This is a genomic window from Candidatus Harpocratesius sp. (genome assembly GCF_054039255.1).
The window spans coordinates 26,279-43,180 of the sequence record NZ_JBPLBG010000064.1 but is presented as its reverse complement, the minus strand read 5'-3'; the positions used below and the strand labels follow the sequence as shown (position 1 = coordinate 43,180).

The following is a 16,902-nucleotide window of genomic DNA, read 5'->3' as shown; positions in this document are numbered from 1 at the left end:
TCAATATTACAATGCTTTTATGTATAACTTATTAAAAATTTTTCTTTTTGCCTTATAATTTTTCTTTTTTCATTTTTAGAAAAAGAATTATCAAAATATACGACTTTTTGATTTTACAACTTAATTTTACTCATGATCAAAGAACCAATTCACGATTAAAATAATAATTGTAGAAAATTGATTGTTAAATTTTTAATAAAAAAATTCTTTTTCTGAATTTTAAGATTCGATTCAATTCTTTCTCATTCTTTATCATTCTTTATCATTCTTTATCATTCATAATCATTTCTTGGAATCATCATACTTTTTATTTTGTTTAATTGATAAAATTTCGAGAATTACTGTTCCAATTATTAATATCGTGCATAAGCTTAAATAGGCAGGAATTTGATTCCAAAAATTAAAGATTAAAGAAACTACAATAAGATATACATAAATTGAAATCCAAAAGAATAAGGAAAAGGAATGTTTCACATAAAGAATGTTTGGATGCTTAGTAACCATATAACTAATAACAGCAATAATACTCCCCAAAAAAAGAATTAAAAACATAATCGCACTATAATGATGTAATCCTAAAATTCCAAGAATAAAGAACGTTAATAATAATAGTATATCTGATAAGATTGGAATTGCAAAAATACGAATAAGATTTTGTTTCCAATTTGTATCTTTTAAAAATTTCCGTCCACTTTTCCTTAAAACTCCGAAATAAAACATTACAAAAAACCAACCTACAAAATTAAACCAAGGAACCCCATATAATGCTTCAAGACTAATGTTCCAATCGGTTATAAAACCTCCCCATACCCAGAAACCACCTTCAAGCCGAATAACAATTACATCTAAAAATAAATCATAAGAAACAGCGATAATAACCGACAGTAGGATTTGAAGAATTACAGGAATCTGATATCTTTCACTAAGTTCTGATGATGTAATTCCCAGCAGACCCCAAGCTAATCCAATGACAATTGGAACATTATTTGGAGGATTTCCAATCTGAAATAGAAATCCAGTGTGATAAGTATAACCATGAAATAATGCAATATTCAAATATTCAAGCATCAAACCAAATAAAGTACCACCAATTAATTCACTTAAAATTATTCCATTTTTATTCAAAATTAAGCCAATAACTGCAAATAAATATATAATAACAACCATCCATTCAAAAAGCTCTAGCCACATAAGTTACCTTTCTCATCTGTAAATATAAATCTACTATCTTTGTATTTAATTATCTTTAAAATTCGTTTTTGAATTCTATAAAAGAGTCAACATAGATTTAAAAGCCATATTTATTATTTATTTCTTTGACATTTAATGTCAAGGTGAATTTTATTCATGAGAAAAACAGTAAAAATATCAACATTATTATTAGTGCTATTGATGGCAAGTTATTTTGCACCCATTTATACAAGAGCACTAGATGATAGTGATTACGAGCCAAATAATGATTTAGCAAATGCTGCTGTAATTACTACGGGGGTTCATACTGGCTTAACTTTGTCATCATCTACAGATGAAGATGATTGGTTTAAAATTGAACTTTCAGAAGGAATGGCAATCTCTGTAGATATGGAAGTAACTGATTCAGATGATGGAAATTACTTTTATATTAGATTAACTAATGAAAATGAAAGCTTTTTAGATAGCGATTATTTTAGTTATTACACTGATAATGAATATGGGGATAATTCTGGAAATGTTTCATATTATGCAGATGACTCAACATTAATGGTTTATATTCAATGTCATTATTCTTTTTGGAATACAAATGATGCAACTTATACTCTCAGAATCAATATTTTTGATCCAAAAGGAGATGCTAAATTTAGTTATGGAATTGAAACAGGTGAAGATTTAATATATACTGCTTCTAATAATATTGATTTGCAAGCGAGTTCTAACTTTTATAATGAAGTGGGAGGATATATTGTAGATCAAATTGAAGATGATGCAGGTGAAGATGTTTTCTCTAATAGTTTTAACTTTTCACATTTCATGGGAGATCTTTTAGACTTTTTCTCAATGGATGTTGACCTAAAATTCAGTATAAGTGATATTTATAATTTAGATTTACAACAAAATAATAGATCCACAGATGTTATTGAAGGTTCTATAATGATGGGGAATAATGACAATTGGGTTTTACCTTCAGCATATATGGCAGGAAAACTTGAAGAATTAAATTCAACATTTGAACCATATTTTGATCCTGATTTTTATGATAATTTTCAACCTATACTAAATGATTCAATTACAGAATTGAATGATGTTGAAGCAACAGACTTTGAAGATTTACCCTTATCAGTCCATACTTATTTTGAAAATGTAACAGATGCAATTGGGATTTCTGTTGATCCACTAGATGATGGAACAGAGTTTCCTGCGTTTCCAAATGAACATTATCTCCCAATTTCTCCTTCAATATTTGGTTTTTATTCAATATTCAGTCTGTTTTCAAATGTAGAATTATGCTATCCAACTGATTTTAGCTTTTTAGATTGGTACAATTGGGGATTAGATGTATACAATTTTTCTGCACAATATGCCGAACAAGAAGGTGAAGATATACCTGTTTTTGAACATTCAATTCAAGACTTATTTGCAATTGGAGGAATCTCATCATTCCATGTGGATAAACAATCAATCGGATTTGTTTGGTCACTAAATGGTATTGATTTTGATGCTTTAGAAGATATTTTGAATTACACTGATGGAGATTTAGAAGATGATCTAACAACTGAATTAGCAAATCAAGGGATTGATTACAATAACTCAGGTATTTCAGTATCATTTGCAGTTGAATATAATAGTGATATGGTATTAGCTTCATATGCTCAATATGTTGATATGACTATTGCATTTGAGAATACATCAATCACAGATTTTAATATTGATGGTGAAACTGTTAGGTTTTCGATATCACAAACATTGGTTCGAGAGGGTTATGAAGCACCAACATCTGAACAAATACAAGACGGAGAATTAGGAGAAAATCGCGATTTAGGTGGAGGTGGGTTCTTCTCAAATATTCCAGGAGCTCCTATTGAAATGATTAGTTTTGCATCTTTAGTTTCTTTAATTGCTTTGGTGTATCTCATAAAACGCCGAAAATAAATGTATATTATATCATCTAAATTTTTTTTTCTTTTTTTAAATAATTTTTACTTTTTGCTTTCTTTAGTTAGCTTTTTGATTTTTTCAATTCAGTGAAAATTATACATTTTTGCAATCATTTCTTATCAGAAAAATGAGTTAATTTACTTGAAAGGAGAAAATATTTAAGACTTCTATAAAATCTTTTTTGTCTTTGTACGAAAAAAAAAAAATTCGAATTAATCTTTAGTAGATTGAATATATGATTCCTGCATTTCAAATAACAAATTGTGGAATTGCTCATACATTTTTTTTGCATCTTTTCTGCATCCACCAATGATCCAATATCCAGATTTAACATTAGGAGAAACCCATCGAACCATCATTTTAGGAAAGGGAAAAGTCTGACCGATTACTAAACCAACCTTGAAATATTTCTGTGAAAAGAAAAGCACATTCAAAATTAATATGACTGTACCTATTGCTAACATAATTATTGAAGCTAAGTTAAACCAGTAATTTTCTTGGACTGTCAAAACATTAGCTGCATCTGCAATTTTTTCAAATATCCAGAAAGTTACCCCTGTTAAAAGCATAAATCCTCCTAATATCATTATTTGAATGTCGGGATATCGAGATTGATTACGCTCAACTAATAAAATATTTGAAATTCTGGTTGTAAATTCTTGAATCATACGAAATTTCTTTAGAAAGAATAAATTATATTCCGATTTGTAAATTACGCGCTTGTTGCTTAAAATTAAGTATTTTTTTCCATAACCAATAAAAAATAATAAGGATAACATACATATTATCCATATTCCCAACACAACATCAAGAAAAATTTGTGTATTCTTAGAAATATCATCAGATCTATTACTTACAATCAGCAAAATAATAGGTAAAAGTAATAATAGAATCCAAATAATAAATCCGAGGAGTGAAGTGGTTCTATAAGGAATAAAAAAACTTTTAATAATTTTTTCATCAGGTAATCGTTGAATGAGAACATTTTGCGAATTTTTATCAATATTTATGATTTTTGCATTTTCATTACTCATTATTTTTCATTTTCTTTTTGAATATATATTAATTGGGATGTACCTTTATGATTTTGTGTTTCACGAATTCCTTTAAATAAATCAACTTAATGTTTTTTTATATCAAATAATGCTCTTAGGAGGGTCTGGCAACATTCAAAAAATGGATTAAATTTTGAAAATCTTGCATAGATTATCCACAATCCCCTAATCCATCCAAATTTAAAATTCATCGAACCATTATTTTGAAATAAAATAATCGAAATGCGATATTTACAACCGATTTTAGCTGCGTGAAAATACAGACTCAAATAAAAGTGGGAATGACAGGATTATAGTCGGAATATTGGCTGCAAAAATTGGAATTTGATAGAAATAGACGAAGCTGCTAGAACTTCTTAGCAAATATTCTTCGATCTAATTGTAAATTATTGAAAAATTTCTTCACTAATACGATCTTATCATAATAACACTATTATTGAAAATTAAAATTTTGAAAAGTAAGAAAAAAACTTTTCTTTTAAAAATCTTCAAGAAAAGGAGAATTAGATCAATTCAATTTCTACTAAAACGCTTTCTGGAAAAATTATCTTCATAATCAATATCATGGAGCGTTCATCAGCATTAATATCAATGAGACGCTTGTGAATTCGGAGTTGGTAGGTTTCCCATGTCGAGGTTCCTTGACCACAAGGAGTTTTCCTTGTTGGGATTGTCAGTTTTTTTGTAGGAAGTGGAACAGGACCGTATTGTTTTACACCAGTTTTTGTTACAACACGATTAATTTCATCAATGACTTCTTGTAATGCACTTAAATCAGGAGAACTTAAACGAATGCGGGCTCTTTGCATATTATATCACAAATTTTATGATTTTTTCTAATTTGGGTTGACGGAGATTCTCTTTTGCCAGCTAGGTTAAAAAGAAAAGAGAGAACGGCTTGTGAAAAAGATAATTGATTCACATTGAGATTCTCCTTTCAGACCATACCCGCAAAAGAGTTTTTAATTCTTTCGCCAAACTAACTAATTTGATTAAATATTTCACTGTAAAAAAAATTTGCGGTTTTATCTGGGATTTCCTTTAAATATTTCGATTTTTGGTGAAATAAAATCAAGATTAATCTTTTATATGAATTAATCGAAAAGTTCTGAAATTTTTCTCAAAAGTAAAAATTTTTTTTCTTTCCGTGTTCCAGGTTCTGTTTTTAGCATTCCACCTTTTATGGGGAATTGTTTTAAAACTTGAAAAAAGATTTCTTCTTCTAGGGGAGTGGGATAAAATTCGATTACAGTTTTGCTCAAATCGCACATACAATATATGAGATCTCTGAAAGCTTGGTAAATCTGTCGAGTAATTTGATTTTTATTTTTAGCACCTTCACTTACAAAATTATATGCCGAAATTGATATAACTGTAGAGAAAAGATTGGAGCGAAATGGTAGAGCCCGTAGATCTGCTTGAACTAAATGAAGAGAAGCATTATTAGGAATGAATTTGATCATATCTCTTGAAAAATCCAAACCAATGACTCGCGAAAAGAAATGAATTAATTCCAAACTCGAAAAGCCAGAACCACATCCTAAATCCAGACATAAATTATCTGCAAAATATGAATCTTCTATTTCTTCTTTTTTTGTAACATAATTATTTTCAATTTCAAAGTATGGTGAAGATTTTAATAATTCAATGGCTTTTAGAGTAGTATTTCTCTGATTTCGTTCCATCCACTGTGAATGAGCATATGCTTCAGCATCTAAGCCAAAATATTCGTGGATAGTTGGTCGATTATTTTTGCTGATGTTTTTTTTTTCAGTTTTCTTTCTAATTCTTCTTCCAGTTCCTTTTTCAGCTCTTTTTTTCAGTTTTTTTTTTATCTTTTTGTTTACCATATTTCTTTTTACCATCAACAAATTTTTCCAAATTTTCAAAATTAATTAATAATATTTCAGATATTTCTCTAAAATCTTATAGTCTATCAAGGAGTAAAAAAATTCGTCTTTTTTTAGGGTTTTGTGGATTATCAATCACAAAATTTCCTTCGAATACACCTATTTCTTTAAATTCGTGCCCTAATTCCATCATAGCTTCATGCGATTTGGGATAAAATTGAAAAATGAGTTTTCCTTTAGGTTTTAAAATTTCTGCACAAAATTGACTAAAAATCTTAAGATAATGTTGGCGTTTTTGCACATCTGACTCAGCTAAAATCCATTGAATAGCAGATATCGAAATAATAAAGTCTATAGAGCGAGGGCGTAATCCAAATTCCCGCATATCTGCCTGTATTGAATTTAATTCAGGTAAGGAATAATAAGAAATGAAGAAACGATTTATATCCAATCCAATTGTTCTAAATCCTTTTAAATTTAAGAATACGGATGCAAATCCACAACCCATTCCAATATCCAAAAAGAGGGCAGGAGGAGTAGCATGAATTAATTCAACACACCTTTTAGTGATTCCTTCTTGAATTCGCATTAAAGACTTTGATTCAGCATACTCTTTTACTCGTTCTGGAGTATAATAAATGAGGGGATCTTTAGCAAATTCTTCTGGTCGCTGATGTTTTATAAAAAACTCATAAACTTTCTTTTTCTGTTCTTGGCGATTTTTCCCCATCAAAACATTTCTCCAAATAATTGAAAATGTTAAGAATAATCATATTTTCTTTCATTTATTATTAAGATAATTAATCTTCCTTTCCATTTATTACTGATGAATTAGATGCACTTAATTCAGCAAATGAGCAATATTTTGCTGAGAAAAGCCAAAATTTTTTAATTATGCAACATTGAGCCATCATAGATATAAATACCATATGCGATGTGCAGTACGATGGCAAAGAAGAAAAAAATTGAATCGGAAGAAGAACAAGAAGAATCCGAAGATTTAGTCATGGATGATGATAAGATCAATAAAGTCCAAGCTGAAACTCAAGTTCGAAAAATGAATAAGAAATACGGAAAAGTGGCAACTTTAGAAACAATCCAACGTGATCCCTATCTTCCTTTAGCTTTAGAAAAGAAATTACGGAAAGATATTTTAAAAATGAAAGCAATTACAGCAAACGAATTAGCCAACAAGTATGAAGTTCGAGTTTCAACAATGAAGAAATTCTTGTTAGATTTAGAATCTGAAGGAAAAATTAAAAGAATTACGAGTAGTTCTAGGCTAAAAGTATTCAATCCAGTATAGATGAAGGATAATCTTAATTTTCAAAGAAGTTTTCAATGAAATTTTCAGCGAAGTTCTCAATGGAATTTTCTAAAATTTATCTTTTAAAACAACTTTTTTTTTCTTCTTTCGTTCAACAATAATTGTTGCAAATATCAAAGTGATTTTAATGGAATTTCTGTTTCAATTACAAAAAAAGATCCCAATCCGAGAAGACATTGAGGGACATCGTTTAATATTGCGTGAAATCTACCGTGCAGGTCATATTTCTCTTCAAGATTTAGCCTATCAAACAAAAATACCTATTCCAGTTCTTTCAAAAGTAATCAATTTTTTAATTGATAAAGAAATCTTGGATCGAATACCTGAAGGAATTTTATATACAGAAAAAGGGATGCAATTTATTGAACACGAATTAAATTTTTACGGATATGGTATTAGTGAATGCGATGAGTGCGATAGTCTTCCAATTTGGATTTCACCACGATGGGAACCATTACTTGAGTATTTAAATGAAATATTTATAAATCGACCATTAGTCAATACTCAATTAGATCAAGCTTTTGCAGACGCAGAGACATCTCTTCAAAGAGCCCTACTACTATATCGTAATGGTGCTTTAGAGGGAAAAAATATCTGTTTTCTTGGGGATGATGATTATACTTCAATTGCAGTAAGTGAATTGTATCGTGGTTTTTTTCCAGAAGAACCCCGTTTAATTCCAAATCAAATAATCGTTTTTGATATTGATGATCGTCTTTTGCAAGATATAAAAAATCAGAGTAAGTGGAATTCACCAGAATTTGTTACATTTCATTGGGATTACCGCAACCCGATACCTGTAAAGTTCCTAGAACAATTTGATACAGTTATGGTTGACCCTCCTTATTCAATTTCAGGATTGCAATTGGTTATATCTCGCGCTATAGAATTATTAAATCGAAATTCAGGTAGAGAAATATATTTATCATTTGCTCATCGAAGTCCTGAAGAAATGTTACAAATGCAAAAATTATTTACAAAATGGGGTTTAGTCATTTCTGAAATATATCCTCGTTTTAATTATTACGAAGGAGCACAAATATTCGGCAATATTACTCAATTATATCGTCTAGTTACAACAAAACAGACATTATTACTAAAAGAATCTTCAAGAAAACTAAATTCATTGGATGCTGAAGATTCACAACAATTAAAAAATAATTTATATTTTGTTAAAGCAGATGAAATATGGACAAAAACGATTTATACTGGGGAAATTTCCCCTTCAAACCGGAATTATTTTTGCAAATCATGTAAAAAGTCAATTTTAGTTGGAGTTAATTCAGATATTTCCACAATTGAAGAATTGAAACTAAAAGGCTGTCCATTTTGTGGTTCTCATGGATCTTTTGAATTAGAAGGAAAAATATATGAAGAAAATCAAAAAGAATAAGAAAATCAAATAAATTAAAAAGAATAAGAAAAATCAAAAAGGTCAAAAGAATAAGAAAAATCAAAAAGGTCAAAAGAATAAAAAAAATCAAAAAGGTCAAAAGAATAAAAAAAATTAACTCACTAAAGTAGAAATCCAAACATTTTGAATTTTTTTGCGTTGAGCTCGATTATATAATACTTTATCATGCCAAAATCCATTCAGACCTAAAAGAAATGATAAAAGAATATTAAATCTGACAGCATAATCAACAAAAGGATTGTTTGATACATAGATAATCAGAAAATACTGTATAAACAAGAGCAATCCCGCTAATCCAATAGAAAATGACATATCATCTCTGTTTTTTATTACATTAATAAAATGAGTAACATAGGTTAATCCTGCAATTGAAATAGCAACAATTGTAGTAAACTTATTCGCACCAATTCGCGCCATTCACTATTCATAGTTATAGCATAAGCTTCTAAGAAATATCCAAGTATAAGTGGTACACCAAAAAATTCTTTTAAATTGTAGGCATATAAAATAAACTTATTCGCACCAGAATCTCAAGAAAAAGATTCTTGCGGTGTGAACTTTGAAATTGATGTGCCTCTCCGTATATAGCCAAAATCAATAAGATATTCTCATCTATTTGATTAATTTGATTTCATACTTTTGGCGCGCTTTTCTAAATAATCTTTCCACCTAACTTGCTCGGCTAAACTATCATCTTTCATATATTTTAAAATTAAAGGAAATGCAGGATAATCTTTTATAGGTCTTTTTTTGAAAATATAAAATCTATCTGACTCATTTAAACCTTTATATGGCAATTTTACTCGAGCAACTAATGCAGGATCATGTAAATCAACGATTAAACGGCGTGGATGCCAAATTGTAAATTCATCTTCAAAAATTGCACTTATTTCAGCTAAAATTGAATTATAATTATTGTTTGAGTTAATGGTTTCATTTAACTCATCGTTTATCTCACCATTTAGCTCACTATTTGACTTTTCATTTAATTTAATATTTTTAATTATTTGAGAAGTAGAAGCATTTAATGATTTTGAAGAAATTGATGAAGTTGTAGATGAAACTAAAATTTCTTTATTCTCTCTTTTTTCTTGGTTCTCTTGATTCTCTTGATTTTGACTATTTTCTTTAACAGTTTTTACATATTTAAATCGGTTTTTAATTTGCTTTTTATAGCGAATTTCTTCAACTACTTCTTCAGGAATGTTATTTTTGGCCTGTATCTTGTAAAATCCACGAACAGCTAACCAATGATGTTGTTGCCCATATAAAATAATTACATCGGGGTGTTGGGAAAATTTTTCCAGCCTATTCCATTTAACTCTAGCTGATTGTGAAATTTCACGACCCAACTCTTGACTTGTAAAATAAATTGCACCTGTATAATCTTCAGCATCTTGATATAGGAACTGATAATTAAATAATTCAGCCAAAATCTTCAATTCCAAATCTGTTTTCATTGTATGAAGATTCTTATAGAGTAGTAGAGGAGTAATATAATCATGATCCTCAGTATAATGCAGAAAAGTATATGCTTCTAATAGTTTCTTTTTACGTAATAAAGTGTTATAATACTGCTCTTGATTAAATTTATTCATTATTCGTTGATCTTCATACATGAATTCTAATCTTTCATTAAAAAAGGTATATAGATCCTCTTTATCTGCATAACCTACAATTTTTAGTAAAATATATTGGAGCACAATAGCCCATTGGAGTTCATGTTTCACCACAGGGGGGTTATTATAGAGGGGTTTGATATAAGACCATATTTTATCTAAAAACTTTTTGATAGAGGGATTCTTTGGAACATTTATCAACATTAATAATGAAGCTAATCCGCAACCGTTAGTATGTTGAGCATAAAGAGGTAATTCCAACTTTGATATTAATTCTTGTTCTATAGTTGCTTCTTTTGATTGTTCCTTTCCACGCTCTTTCTTTGGCGTTGACACTATACTTCTAGTTAATGAAAGATCCCTAAATTAATTTCGGAAAAAAATTTGAGAACAATAAGAATTAATCCTCAAATTCAAAATCAATTTCAATATCCCAATCTTCGGATGAATTCTCAACATCTGACGACATAACTTTCTTCTTTTTTTCATTTTTTGTTTTTTCATCGATTTTTTCAAGAATAAATTCATCAGAATTCTCAGAATTCTGAATTTCTGGTAATGATGATATAATTTTCGAATTTTCTTGAACACTAGACGATTTTTGATTGATTGTTGGATTTAATACGCTAAATAAAGCAGAAGTCGAATTTTTTTTTTCCTTACTTGCTAAAACTTTCTCAACTGCATTCATTTCTTGGAGATGTGACTCAATTTTTATATCTTCTGCTACTGTTTCAATTATATTTTTCCATAATTTATCTAAATTCAATTTATTCCGTTTAAAAATATAAAATCGATGAGAATTATCTAACTGATCTATTTTTATTGATTTCACATTTGCAGTCATTGGATCATTAAAATAAATCTTAGGTATTTCTGTATTAGCTTCAGATTCAGTAATTTGAAATACTGCAACCCAATGATTCGAAAAGCCATATAAGATCCTATATTTCGGATCTCTTATTATCTGCATTAGTTTTTTTGCTAATTTATGATATGTTTTACGTTTCCCTACTGCTTTTTCAGGAATATAAAGTGCACCTGTCCCATCTCCTGATTCATATGGTATAAATGAAAATCCAAAAATTTCCATTAAAAATTTCAATTCTAAATCTGTTTTCATTGTTAACATTTCATTTTGTAATAAATCAGGAGTAATAAAACCACCATTTTCTAAGTAAAGTTTATAACAATCATAATAGGAGAATTTTTGAGAATTAAGGAAATCATTTAGCTTAGAACCAAGCAAATAATTATGAACTGCAACTTGATCATCAAATGTATAACCAAATTTACCATGCAAATAGTTATAAAGAAATCGATAATTTGTACATTCTCGATTTTGAATTTTCAAGAGAACATATTGAAGAGCATATTGTAAACAAATATTATTTTTTTTTTTTTTACATTCATCACTAATAAGAGGTTGAATGATTTCTAAGAGTTTTATAAGATTTTTGCGAATAAAAAGAAGTGATTTATCATAAGAAAGCATTAATATTGATGCTAACCCACAAGTATTAAACATCTGCTGAATAATAGGAATTTCAACTGTAGGTTTACCAGTATTCTCTGGCATAAATGAATTCACCACACTCCTCAATTCGCATTTATCTCTGCGCATTGATAAATTTTTGCAGTAATTTAATATGATTCATTTTTCTTTTGAGAGAGAATTTGAGCCATAAAACTTTTTTTTTTAGAATTGTACTTTTACATAAAAAGCAAAAAAGCACACGTATCGAAGTGGTTAACGAGTCGGATTCGAAATCCGATGCCAGTAATGGCTCGCAGGTTCAAGTCCTGCCGTGTGCGTTTTATTCTAATTAATATCTAATTTACATCAAAGAACAAGACCATTCTAAATTTATTGTTTGGTTTATTTTTGTTATTATCTACTCTTCATTTTTCTTGTTATAAAATCCTTGAAATTAAAAAGCTCAAGAGTATATATAATATTCAGAAACAAACAGAATGAAAAGTTAGGATGTAGATTAATGGAAATTAATTTAAGATTCACATGAAAAAAATAGTAGATTAATGGTTATTATTAAAGATCTTTCTTTTTATACAAAAAGTAAAATATAAAATTTTTAAATCAGAAGATATCAAAATGGTGCAAATTGCTCAAAAACTTGAAGAAGCTATTTTTATAAAACGAGAAAATCGATTTGTAGGGATAATAGAACTCCATAAAATACAATATAAATGCCATATACTCAACCCTGGCAGAATGATCAAATTCTTAATTCCAGGTGCTCATGTTTTGGTTGAAAATCGTTCATCGCCCACACGTAAGTTAGATTATTCTTTACTTTATGTAAAACATCAAAATTCCTTAATACTAATTGATTCACAAGTTCCAAACGAAATTGTATTCGAAGCTCTTCAAGAAAATCGCATAAAACCTCTTTCTCCGGTGTATCAAATTCAACGAGAAGTTCGTTATGGAATAAATAATCGTTCTAGAATTGATTTTTTAATTAATAATAAAATTTTTTTAGAAGTAAAAGCAACGAATTATGAAGAAAATGGCATTGGTCTTTTTCCTGATGCACCTACAAATCGAGGAAAACGACATCTTAAAGAATTAATTAGAATTGTTAAAAATAATCCAAAAAACAAAGCAGTTGTGCTTTTTCTAAGTCAACGTATGGATATACAGAAAATTAGTCCTTTTGATCAAATTGATCCAGAATTCGGTATCCTACTCCGAAAAGCAAAAAAAATTGGAATCACCTTGCTTGCATATGGAATTCATATTAAAAATGAAGGAACAATTGTAAAATTGAATAGTCCCATTCCGGTTATACTTTAGCTTAATGAAAAGCATTTTTCACTTTTATTGTTGATTAGTATAGATTAGTTTTTTATTAAAAAAAAATAATCTAAATCCACCTTACTTTTCCAATTTTTTTACATATTATTTATTAAAGTAAGGGGATTGATTTTTATATTTCCCCTTACATTATTCATATATTCAATTAAATTATAAAGAAGTAAGGGTGAGAAAGTGCAAATTAGAAAAAAAAAAGGACATTATTACTTAATTCATTCATACAGGGAACAAAAAGTAAAAAATTTTGAACGCTATATTGGAAAAGAATATCCTACAAACACTCAAATTGAACAGTTTATATACGATTATTTCAAGATACGATGGTTATCTCGTATAGTTCATCTTCAAAAGTTATATAATAAAAAAATAAAGAATATGTCAAGTACATTATCAGAAAAAAATCTTCGCTCATTTGGAATTCGATTTACTCACAACACAAATAGAATTGAAGGATCTACCTTGACAGAAATTGATACTAGAATGTTATTAGATTACGATCAACTTCCCATTAATACTCAAGTAAATAAAAAAGCCAGTGATATAATTGAAACAAAAGCTCATATGTTAGTATACGAAGAAATGCTAAATACACAACAACCACTATCAATGGAATTAATTCTAAGTTGGCATAAAAAGATTTTTGGAGCAACACAACCAAATCATGCAGGACAAATCCGAAATGGGCCAATTTTTATCGCAGGAAGCAATTATGTTCCACCATCATCACGATATGAAGTAGATCTTTTACTTGATGAATTGTTTCAATGGTATTATAAGAATTTAGCAAAGTATAATCCTACTTTTATTGCAGCAGTCTTTCACTATAAATTTGTTAGCATCCATCCATTTGAAGATGGAAATGGGCGAATAACTCGCTTAATTACCAATTTCATTCTGTATAAACATAATTACCCAATGTTTGATATTGAAGCAAAATATAGAATATCGTATTTCCGTGGATTAGAAAAAGCAAATCAAGAAAATAATCCTATGCGCTTTATTGGCTGGTTCTACCCACATTATATTCGTAATATAGAAAAGATACTAAAAAAATATGGAATTTTATTGTAGTCGTGAAAGCTGTGAAAACTTGATTAAAATCAATTATTAAAAAAAAAGTGGAAGAAAAAAATATTTAGATTATATTCAGTTTTTTACCTACTTTCTCAATAGAATTAAGCGCATAATCTAAATCTTCACGAGTAAGAAGTGCATTCATTTGCACACGAATTCTAGAAAGTTCACGAGCAACCATTGGAAAAACAATTGGAGTTGTAAAAATATTTTCTTCACGATATAATAAATCTGCCAAATTTTGAGCTTTTGCAGGTTCTCCGATGATCAGTGGGATGATTGGTGTGCAAGAATTTCCAGTATTAAAACCTAAATCTTGAACCTTTCCTCGGAAATATTCTGTATTTTCCCATAATTTTTCTACATGTTGTGGTTCTGTTTCGATTACAGAAATAGCTGCATCTGCGGCAGCAACAATTGCAGGAGGATGAGCAGTACTTAAGAGATATGAGCGGGACTTATTTCGAACAAAATCAATCAGAGCTTTTGAACCAGCAACAGCACCTCCAAAAACACCAAAACCTTTACTAAGTGACCCACCTTCTACATGAACTTTTCCCTGCAAACCAAAATGCGATACAATTCCACGTCCTTTACCTAACATACCTTCGCCATGACAATCATCTACATAGATCATAGCACCGTATTCTTCGCATTTTTCTACGATTTTATCTAATGGAGCCATATCTCCGTCCATTGAAAAAACACCATCAGTAATAACCAAAATACGGCGTGCATTATCGGAATCAGCGATTTTGAGTTGTTTTTCTAATTCTTCCATATTATTATGCTTGTATACTCCCCGTTTAGCTTTAGTAAGTCGAACACCATCGATTATTGAACCATGATTTAATTCATCAGAAATAATATAATCTTCTTTTCCAACTAATTGGGGTATAACACCTTGATTTACAGCAAATCCTGTCTGAGCAATAAGTGCTGCTTCAACTTCTTTAAACTTTGCCAAGTGTTCTTCGAATTTTCTAGTGAGATCAAACGTTCCAGCAATTACAGGAACGGCTCCAGCACCAACACCATATTTCTCAATAGCTTCCAGTGCAGCTTGTCGTACTTTCGGATGAGTCGCCAATCCCAAATAATTATTGGTATTTAACATCAAAACCTCTTTTCCATCAACCTTGGTATGAGCTTGGGAAGCTCCTTCTAAATGGCGAATAACCCAATTTAAATTTGCATCATATAGATTCTTTAATTCTTCATGAAGAAATGCTTCTGGATCTCGTTTCATAATTTTCCCTTCTAAAAATAATTAATGTAGAATGAAAGAGGTAAAAAAGTGATCATTTTATTAAAATTTCCTACCTCAATCGATATAATAGAATGCAATTAACACTTACTCCCCACACAATATTAATTTTTTTATCCTTTCAAAGAACTTGTAAAAAATATCGAACTATGGTAATGTGCATGTAATTGAACTTTTTAACTTAAAGATATCAAGCAGAAGACAACATTTTTATGCCACGCCTCTCTTGATTACCCAGATAATGCCTCTTTTACTAAATATAATACGAAGAATGAACATATTTTAAGTCCATTCATGATAATATAAATTGTATTATTTCTTAGTAAAGAATAAATCAAGATTAGTTGAGAAAACTGTGACAAAAATTTTAGTTACCGGATCATTAGGTCAAATTGGCTCAGAATTAGTGCCTACTTTGCGAAAAAAATACGGAAATGAAAATGTTATTGCTACTGATATTCGTCCCACTGCACCTGCATTTATTTGTAATACAGGTCCATATGAAATTTTAGATGTTCTAGATAATTCGCGCTTTGAAGAATTAATTAAAAAATACGAGATAGATACAGTATTCCATCTTGCAGGATTACTAAGTGCTACAGGAGAGCGATTTCCACAAAAAGCATGGGATTTAAACATCAATAGTCTCCTTTCAGTTCTTGAATTTGGACGAAAATATCAATTTAAGCGAATATTTTGGCCCAGTTCCATAGCAGCTTTTGGCCCAACTACACCTAAAAATAATACACCAAATGAAACAATTTTACAACCAAATACCATGTACGGAGTAACAAAAGTTACAGGTGAACTTTTACTTGAATATTATTGGCAAAAATTCGGACTTGATACACGATGTATGCGTTTGCCTGGTATTATTAGTTCAGAAACTCCTTGTGGGGGGGGAACTACTGATTATGCAGTTGAAATCTTCTATGAAGCTATCGAACACAATCATTACACTTGCTTTGTTAAACCAGAAACAAAGTTACCTATGATGTACATGCCTGATTTATTAAAATCAATTATTATGTTGATGGATGCGGATGTGGCTCAATTAAAACATCATGTTTTTAATATTACAGCTATGAGTTTTACTGCAGAAGAATTAGTTCAAGAAATTCAGAAACACCGTCCAAGTTTTACTGTGGAATATAAACCTGATTTTCGACAAAAAATTGCTGATTCTTGGCCTCGATCTATAGATGACAGTGCAGCTCGAAAAGAATGGAGCTGGAAACACGATTTCGGATTAACTGAAATGACAAAAGACATGCTTGAGAAGTTAGAACTAAAGCTTGCCCCATCAAAATAGAATTGTATATTAG

At 29.5% G+C, this 16,902-nt stretch carries 16 protein-coding genes and 1 tRNA gene; 7 read left to right on the top strand and 10 right to left on the bottom strand.

The annotated features are described in order from the left end of the window. Positions 1-282 precede the first annotated feature (282 nt). On the bottom strand, positions 283-1,191 hold the full coding sequence (locus tag ACXLDF_RS14020) for a carotenoid biosynthesis protein (RefSeq protein ID WP_457559166.1): 909 nt from the start codon (positions 1,189-1,191) through the stop codon (positions 283-285). Between the two features lie 156 nt (positions 1,192-1,347). On the opposite strand from ACXLDF_RS14020, the gene ACXLDF_RS14015 reads away from it, so the two are divergent. Further along, positions 1,348-3,126: a hypothetical protein gene (locus ACXLDF_RS14015; RefSeq protein ID WP_457559165.1), complete on the top strand. Its 1,779-nt coding sequence runs from the start codon at positions 1,348-1,350 to the stop codon at positions 3,124-3,126. 218 nt (positions 3,127-3,344) lie between these two features. On the opposite strand, the gene ACXLDF_RS14010 is transcribed toward ACXLDF_RS14015, so the two are convergent. The 5 genes from ACXLDF_RS14010 to ACXLDF_RS13990 all read right to left on the bottom strand — a co-directional run bounded on the left by ACXLDF_RS14010 (position 3,345) and on the right by ACXLDF_RS13990 (position 6,966). Continuing rightward, positions 3,345-4,166, bottom strand: a complete 822-nt coding sequence (locus ACXLDF_RS14010) for a hypothetical protein (RefSeq protein ID WP_457559164.1) — start codon at positions 4,164-4,166, stop codon at positions 3,345-3,347. Positions 4,167-4,690: 524 nt separating this feature from the next. Further along, positions 4,691-4,996, bottom strand: coding sequence for a 30S ribosomal protein S10 (gene rpsJ, locus ACXLDF_RS14005; RefSeq protein ID WP_457559163.1), 306 nt, complete (start codon positions 4,994-4,996; stop codon positions 4,691-4,693). A gap of 285 nt (positions 4,997-5,281) precedes the next feature. Beyond that, the gene (locus tag ACXLDF_RS14000; protein WP_457559162.1) at positions 5,282-6,052 is read right to left on the bottom strand and encodes a class I SAM-dependent methyltransferase; all 771 of its coding nucleotides are present in this window, start codon (positions 6,050-6,052) and stop codon (positions 5,282-5,284) included. Positions 6,053-6,113: 61 nt separating this feature from the next. Beyond that, the gene (locus ACXLDF_RS13995) at positions 6,114-6,767 is read right to left on the bottom strand and encodes a methyltransferase domain-containing protein (protein WP_457559161.1); all 654 of its coding nucleotides are present in this window, start codon (positions 6,765-6,767) and stop codon (positions 6,114-6,116) included. A 70-nt stretch (positions 6,768-6,837) separates the two neighbouring features. Continuing rightward, the gene (locus tag ACXLDF_RS13990; RefSeq protein WP_457559160.1) at positions 6,838-6,966 is read right to left on the bottom strand and encodes a hypothetical protein; all 129 of its coding nucleotides are present in this window, start codon (positions 6,964-6,966) and stop codon (positions 6,838-6,840) included. Positions 6,967-6,983: 17 nt separating this feature from the next. Between ACXLDF_RS13990 and ACXLDF_RS13985 the strand changes: the two genes are divergently transcribed. Both ACXLDF_RS13985 and ACXLDF_RS13980 read left to right on the top strand, forming a co-directional pair. Continuing rightward, positions 6,984-7,343, top strand: coding sequence for a hypothetical protein (locus ACXLDF_RS13985; protein ID WP_457559159.1), 360 nt, complete (start codon positions 6,984-6,986; stop codon positions 7,341-7,343). 148 nt (positions 7,344-7,491) lie between these two features. Beyond that, positions 7,492-8,757: a bis-aminopropyl spermidine synthase family protein gene (locus tag ACXLDF_RS13980; protein WP_457559158.1), complete on the top strand. Its 1,266-nt coding sequence runs from the start codon at positions 7,492-7,494 to the stop codon at positions 8,755-8,757. Between the two features lie 114 nt (positions 8,758-8,871). On the opposite strand, the gene ACXLDF_RS13975 is transcribed toward ACXLDF_RS13980, so the two are convergent. From ACXLDF_RS13975 to ACXLDF_RS13965, 3 genes are all read right to left on the bottom strand, one after another. Beyond that, the gene (locus ACXLDF_RS13975) at positions 8,872-9,195 is read right to left on the bottom strand and encodes a hypothetical protein (RefSeq protein ID WP_457559157.1); all 324 of its coding nucleotides are present in this window, start codon (positions 9,193-9,195) and stop codon (positions 8,872-8,874) included. Between the two features lie 203 nt (positions 9,196-9,398). After that, positions 9,399-10,733: a hypothetical protein gene (locus ACXLDF_RS13970; protein WP_457559156.1), complete on the bottom strand. Its 1,335-nt coding sequence runs from the start codon at positions 10,731-10,733 to the stop codon at positions 9,399-9,401. A 64-nt stretch (positions 10,734-10,797) separates the two neighbouring features. Further along, complete coding sequence (locus ACXLDF_RS13965) at positions 10,798-11,976, bottom strand: hypothetical protein (RefSeq protein ID WP_457559155.1); 1,179 nt, start codon at positions 11,974-11,976, stop codon at positions 10,798-10,800. A gap of 153 nt (positions 11,977-12,129) precedes the next feature. Here ACXLDF_RS13965 and ACXLDF_RS13960 point away from each other — a divergent pair. The 3 genes from ACXLDF_RS13960 to ACXLDF_RS13950 all read left to right on the top strand — a co-directional run bounded on the left by ACXLDF_RS13960 (position 12,130) and on the right by ACXLDF_RS13950 (position 14,307). Beyond that, a tRNA-Ser gene (locus ACXLDF_RS13960) sits at positions 12,130-12,212 on the top strand. 298 nt (positions 12,213-12,510) lie between these two features. Continuing rightward, positions 12,511-13,215, top strand: coding sequence for a DNA/RNA nuclease SfsA (gene sfsA / locus ACXLDF_RS13955; RefSeq protein ID WP_457559154.1), 705 nt, complete (start codon positions 12,511-12,513; stop codon positions 13,213-13,215). A 195-nt stretch (positions 13,216-13,410) separates the two neighbouring features. Next, a complete protein-coding gene (locus ACXLDF_RS13950) occupies positions 13,411-14,307 on the top strand; it encodes a Fic family protein (protein WP_457559153.1) in 897 nt (298 codons plus the stop codon). Between the two features lie 64 nt (positions 14,308-14,371). Here the strand turns inward: ACXLDF_RS13950 and ACXLDF_RS13945 are convergent, their stop codons facing one another. Beyond that, positions 14,372-15,559: an aminotransferase class I/II-fold pyridoxal phosphate-dependent enzyme gene (locus ACXLDF_RS13945; protein WP_457559152.1), complete on the bottom strand. Its 1,188-nt coding sequence runs from the start codon at positions 15,557-15,559 to the stop codon at positions 14,372-14,374. A gap of 373 nt (positions 15,560-15,932) precedes the next feature. Here ACXLDF_RS13945 and ACXLDF_RS13940 point away from each other — a divergent pair, with 373 nt between their 5' ends. Further along, the gene (locus ACXLDF_RS13940) at positions 15,933-16,889 is read left to right on the top strand and encodes an NAD-dependent epimerase/dehydratase family protein (protein ID WP_457559151.1); all 957 of its coding nucleotides are present in this window, start codon (positions 15,933-15,935) and stop codon (positions 16,887-16,889) included. The last annotated feature ends 13 nt before the right edge of the window (positions 16,890-16,902 follow it).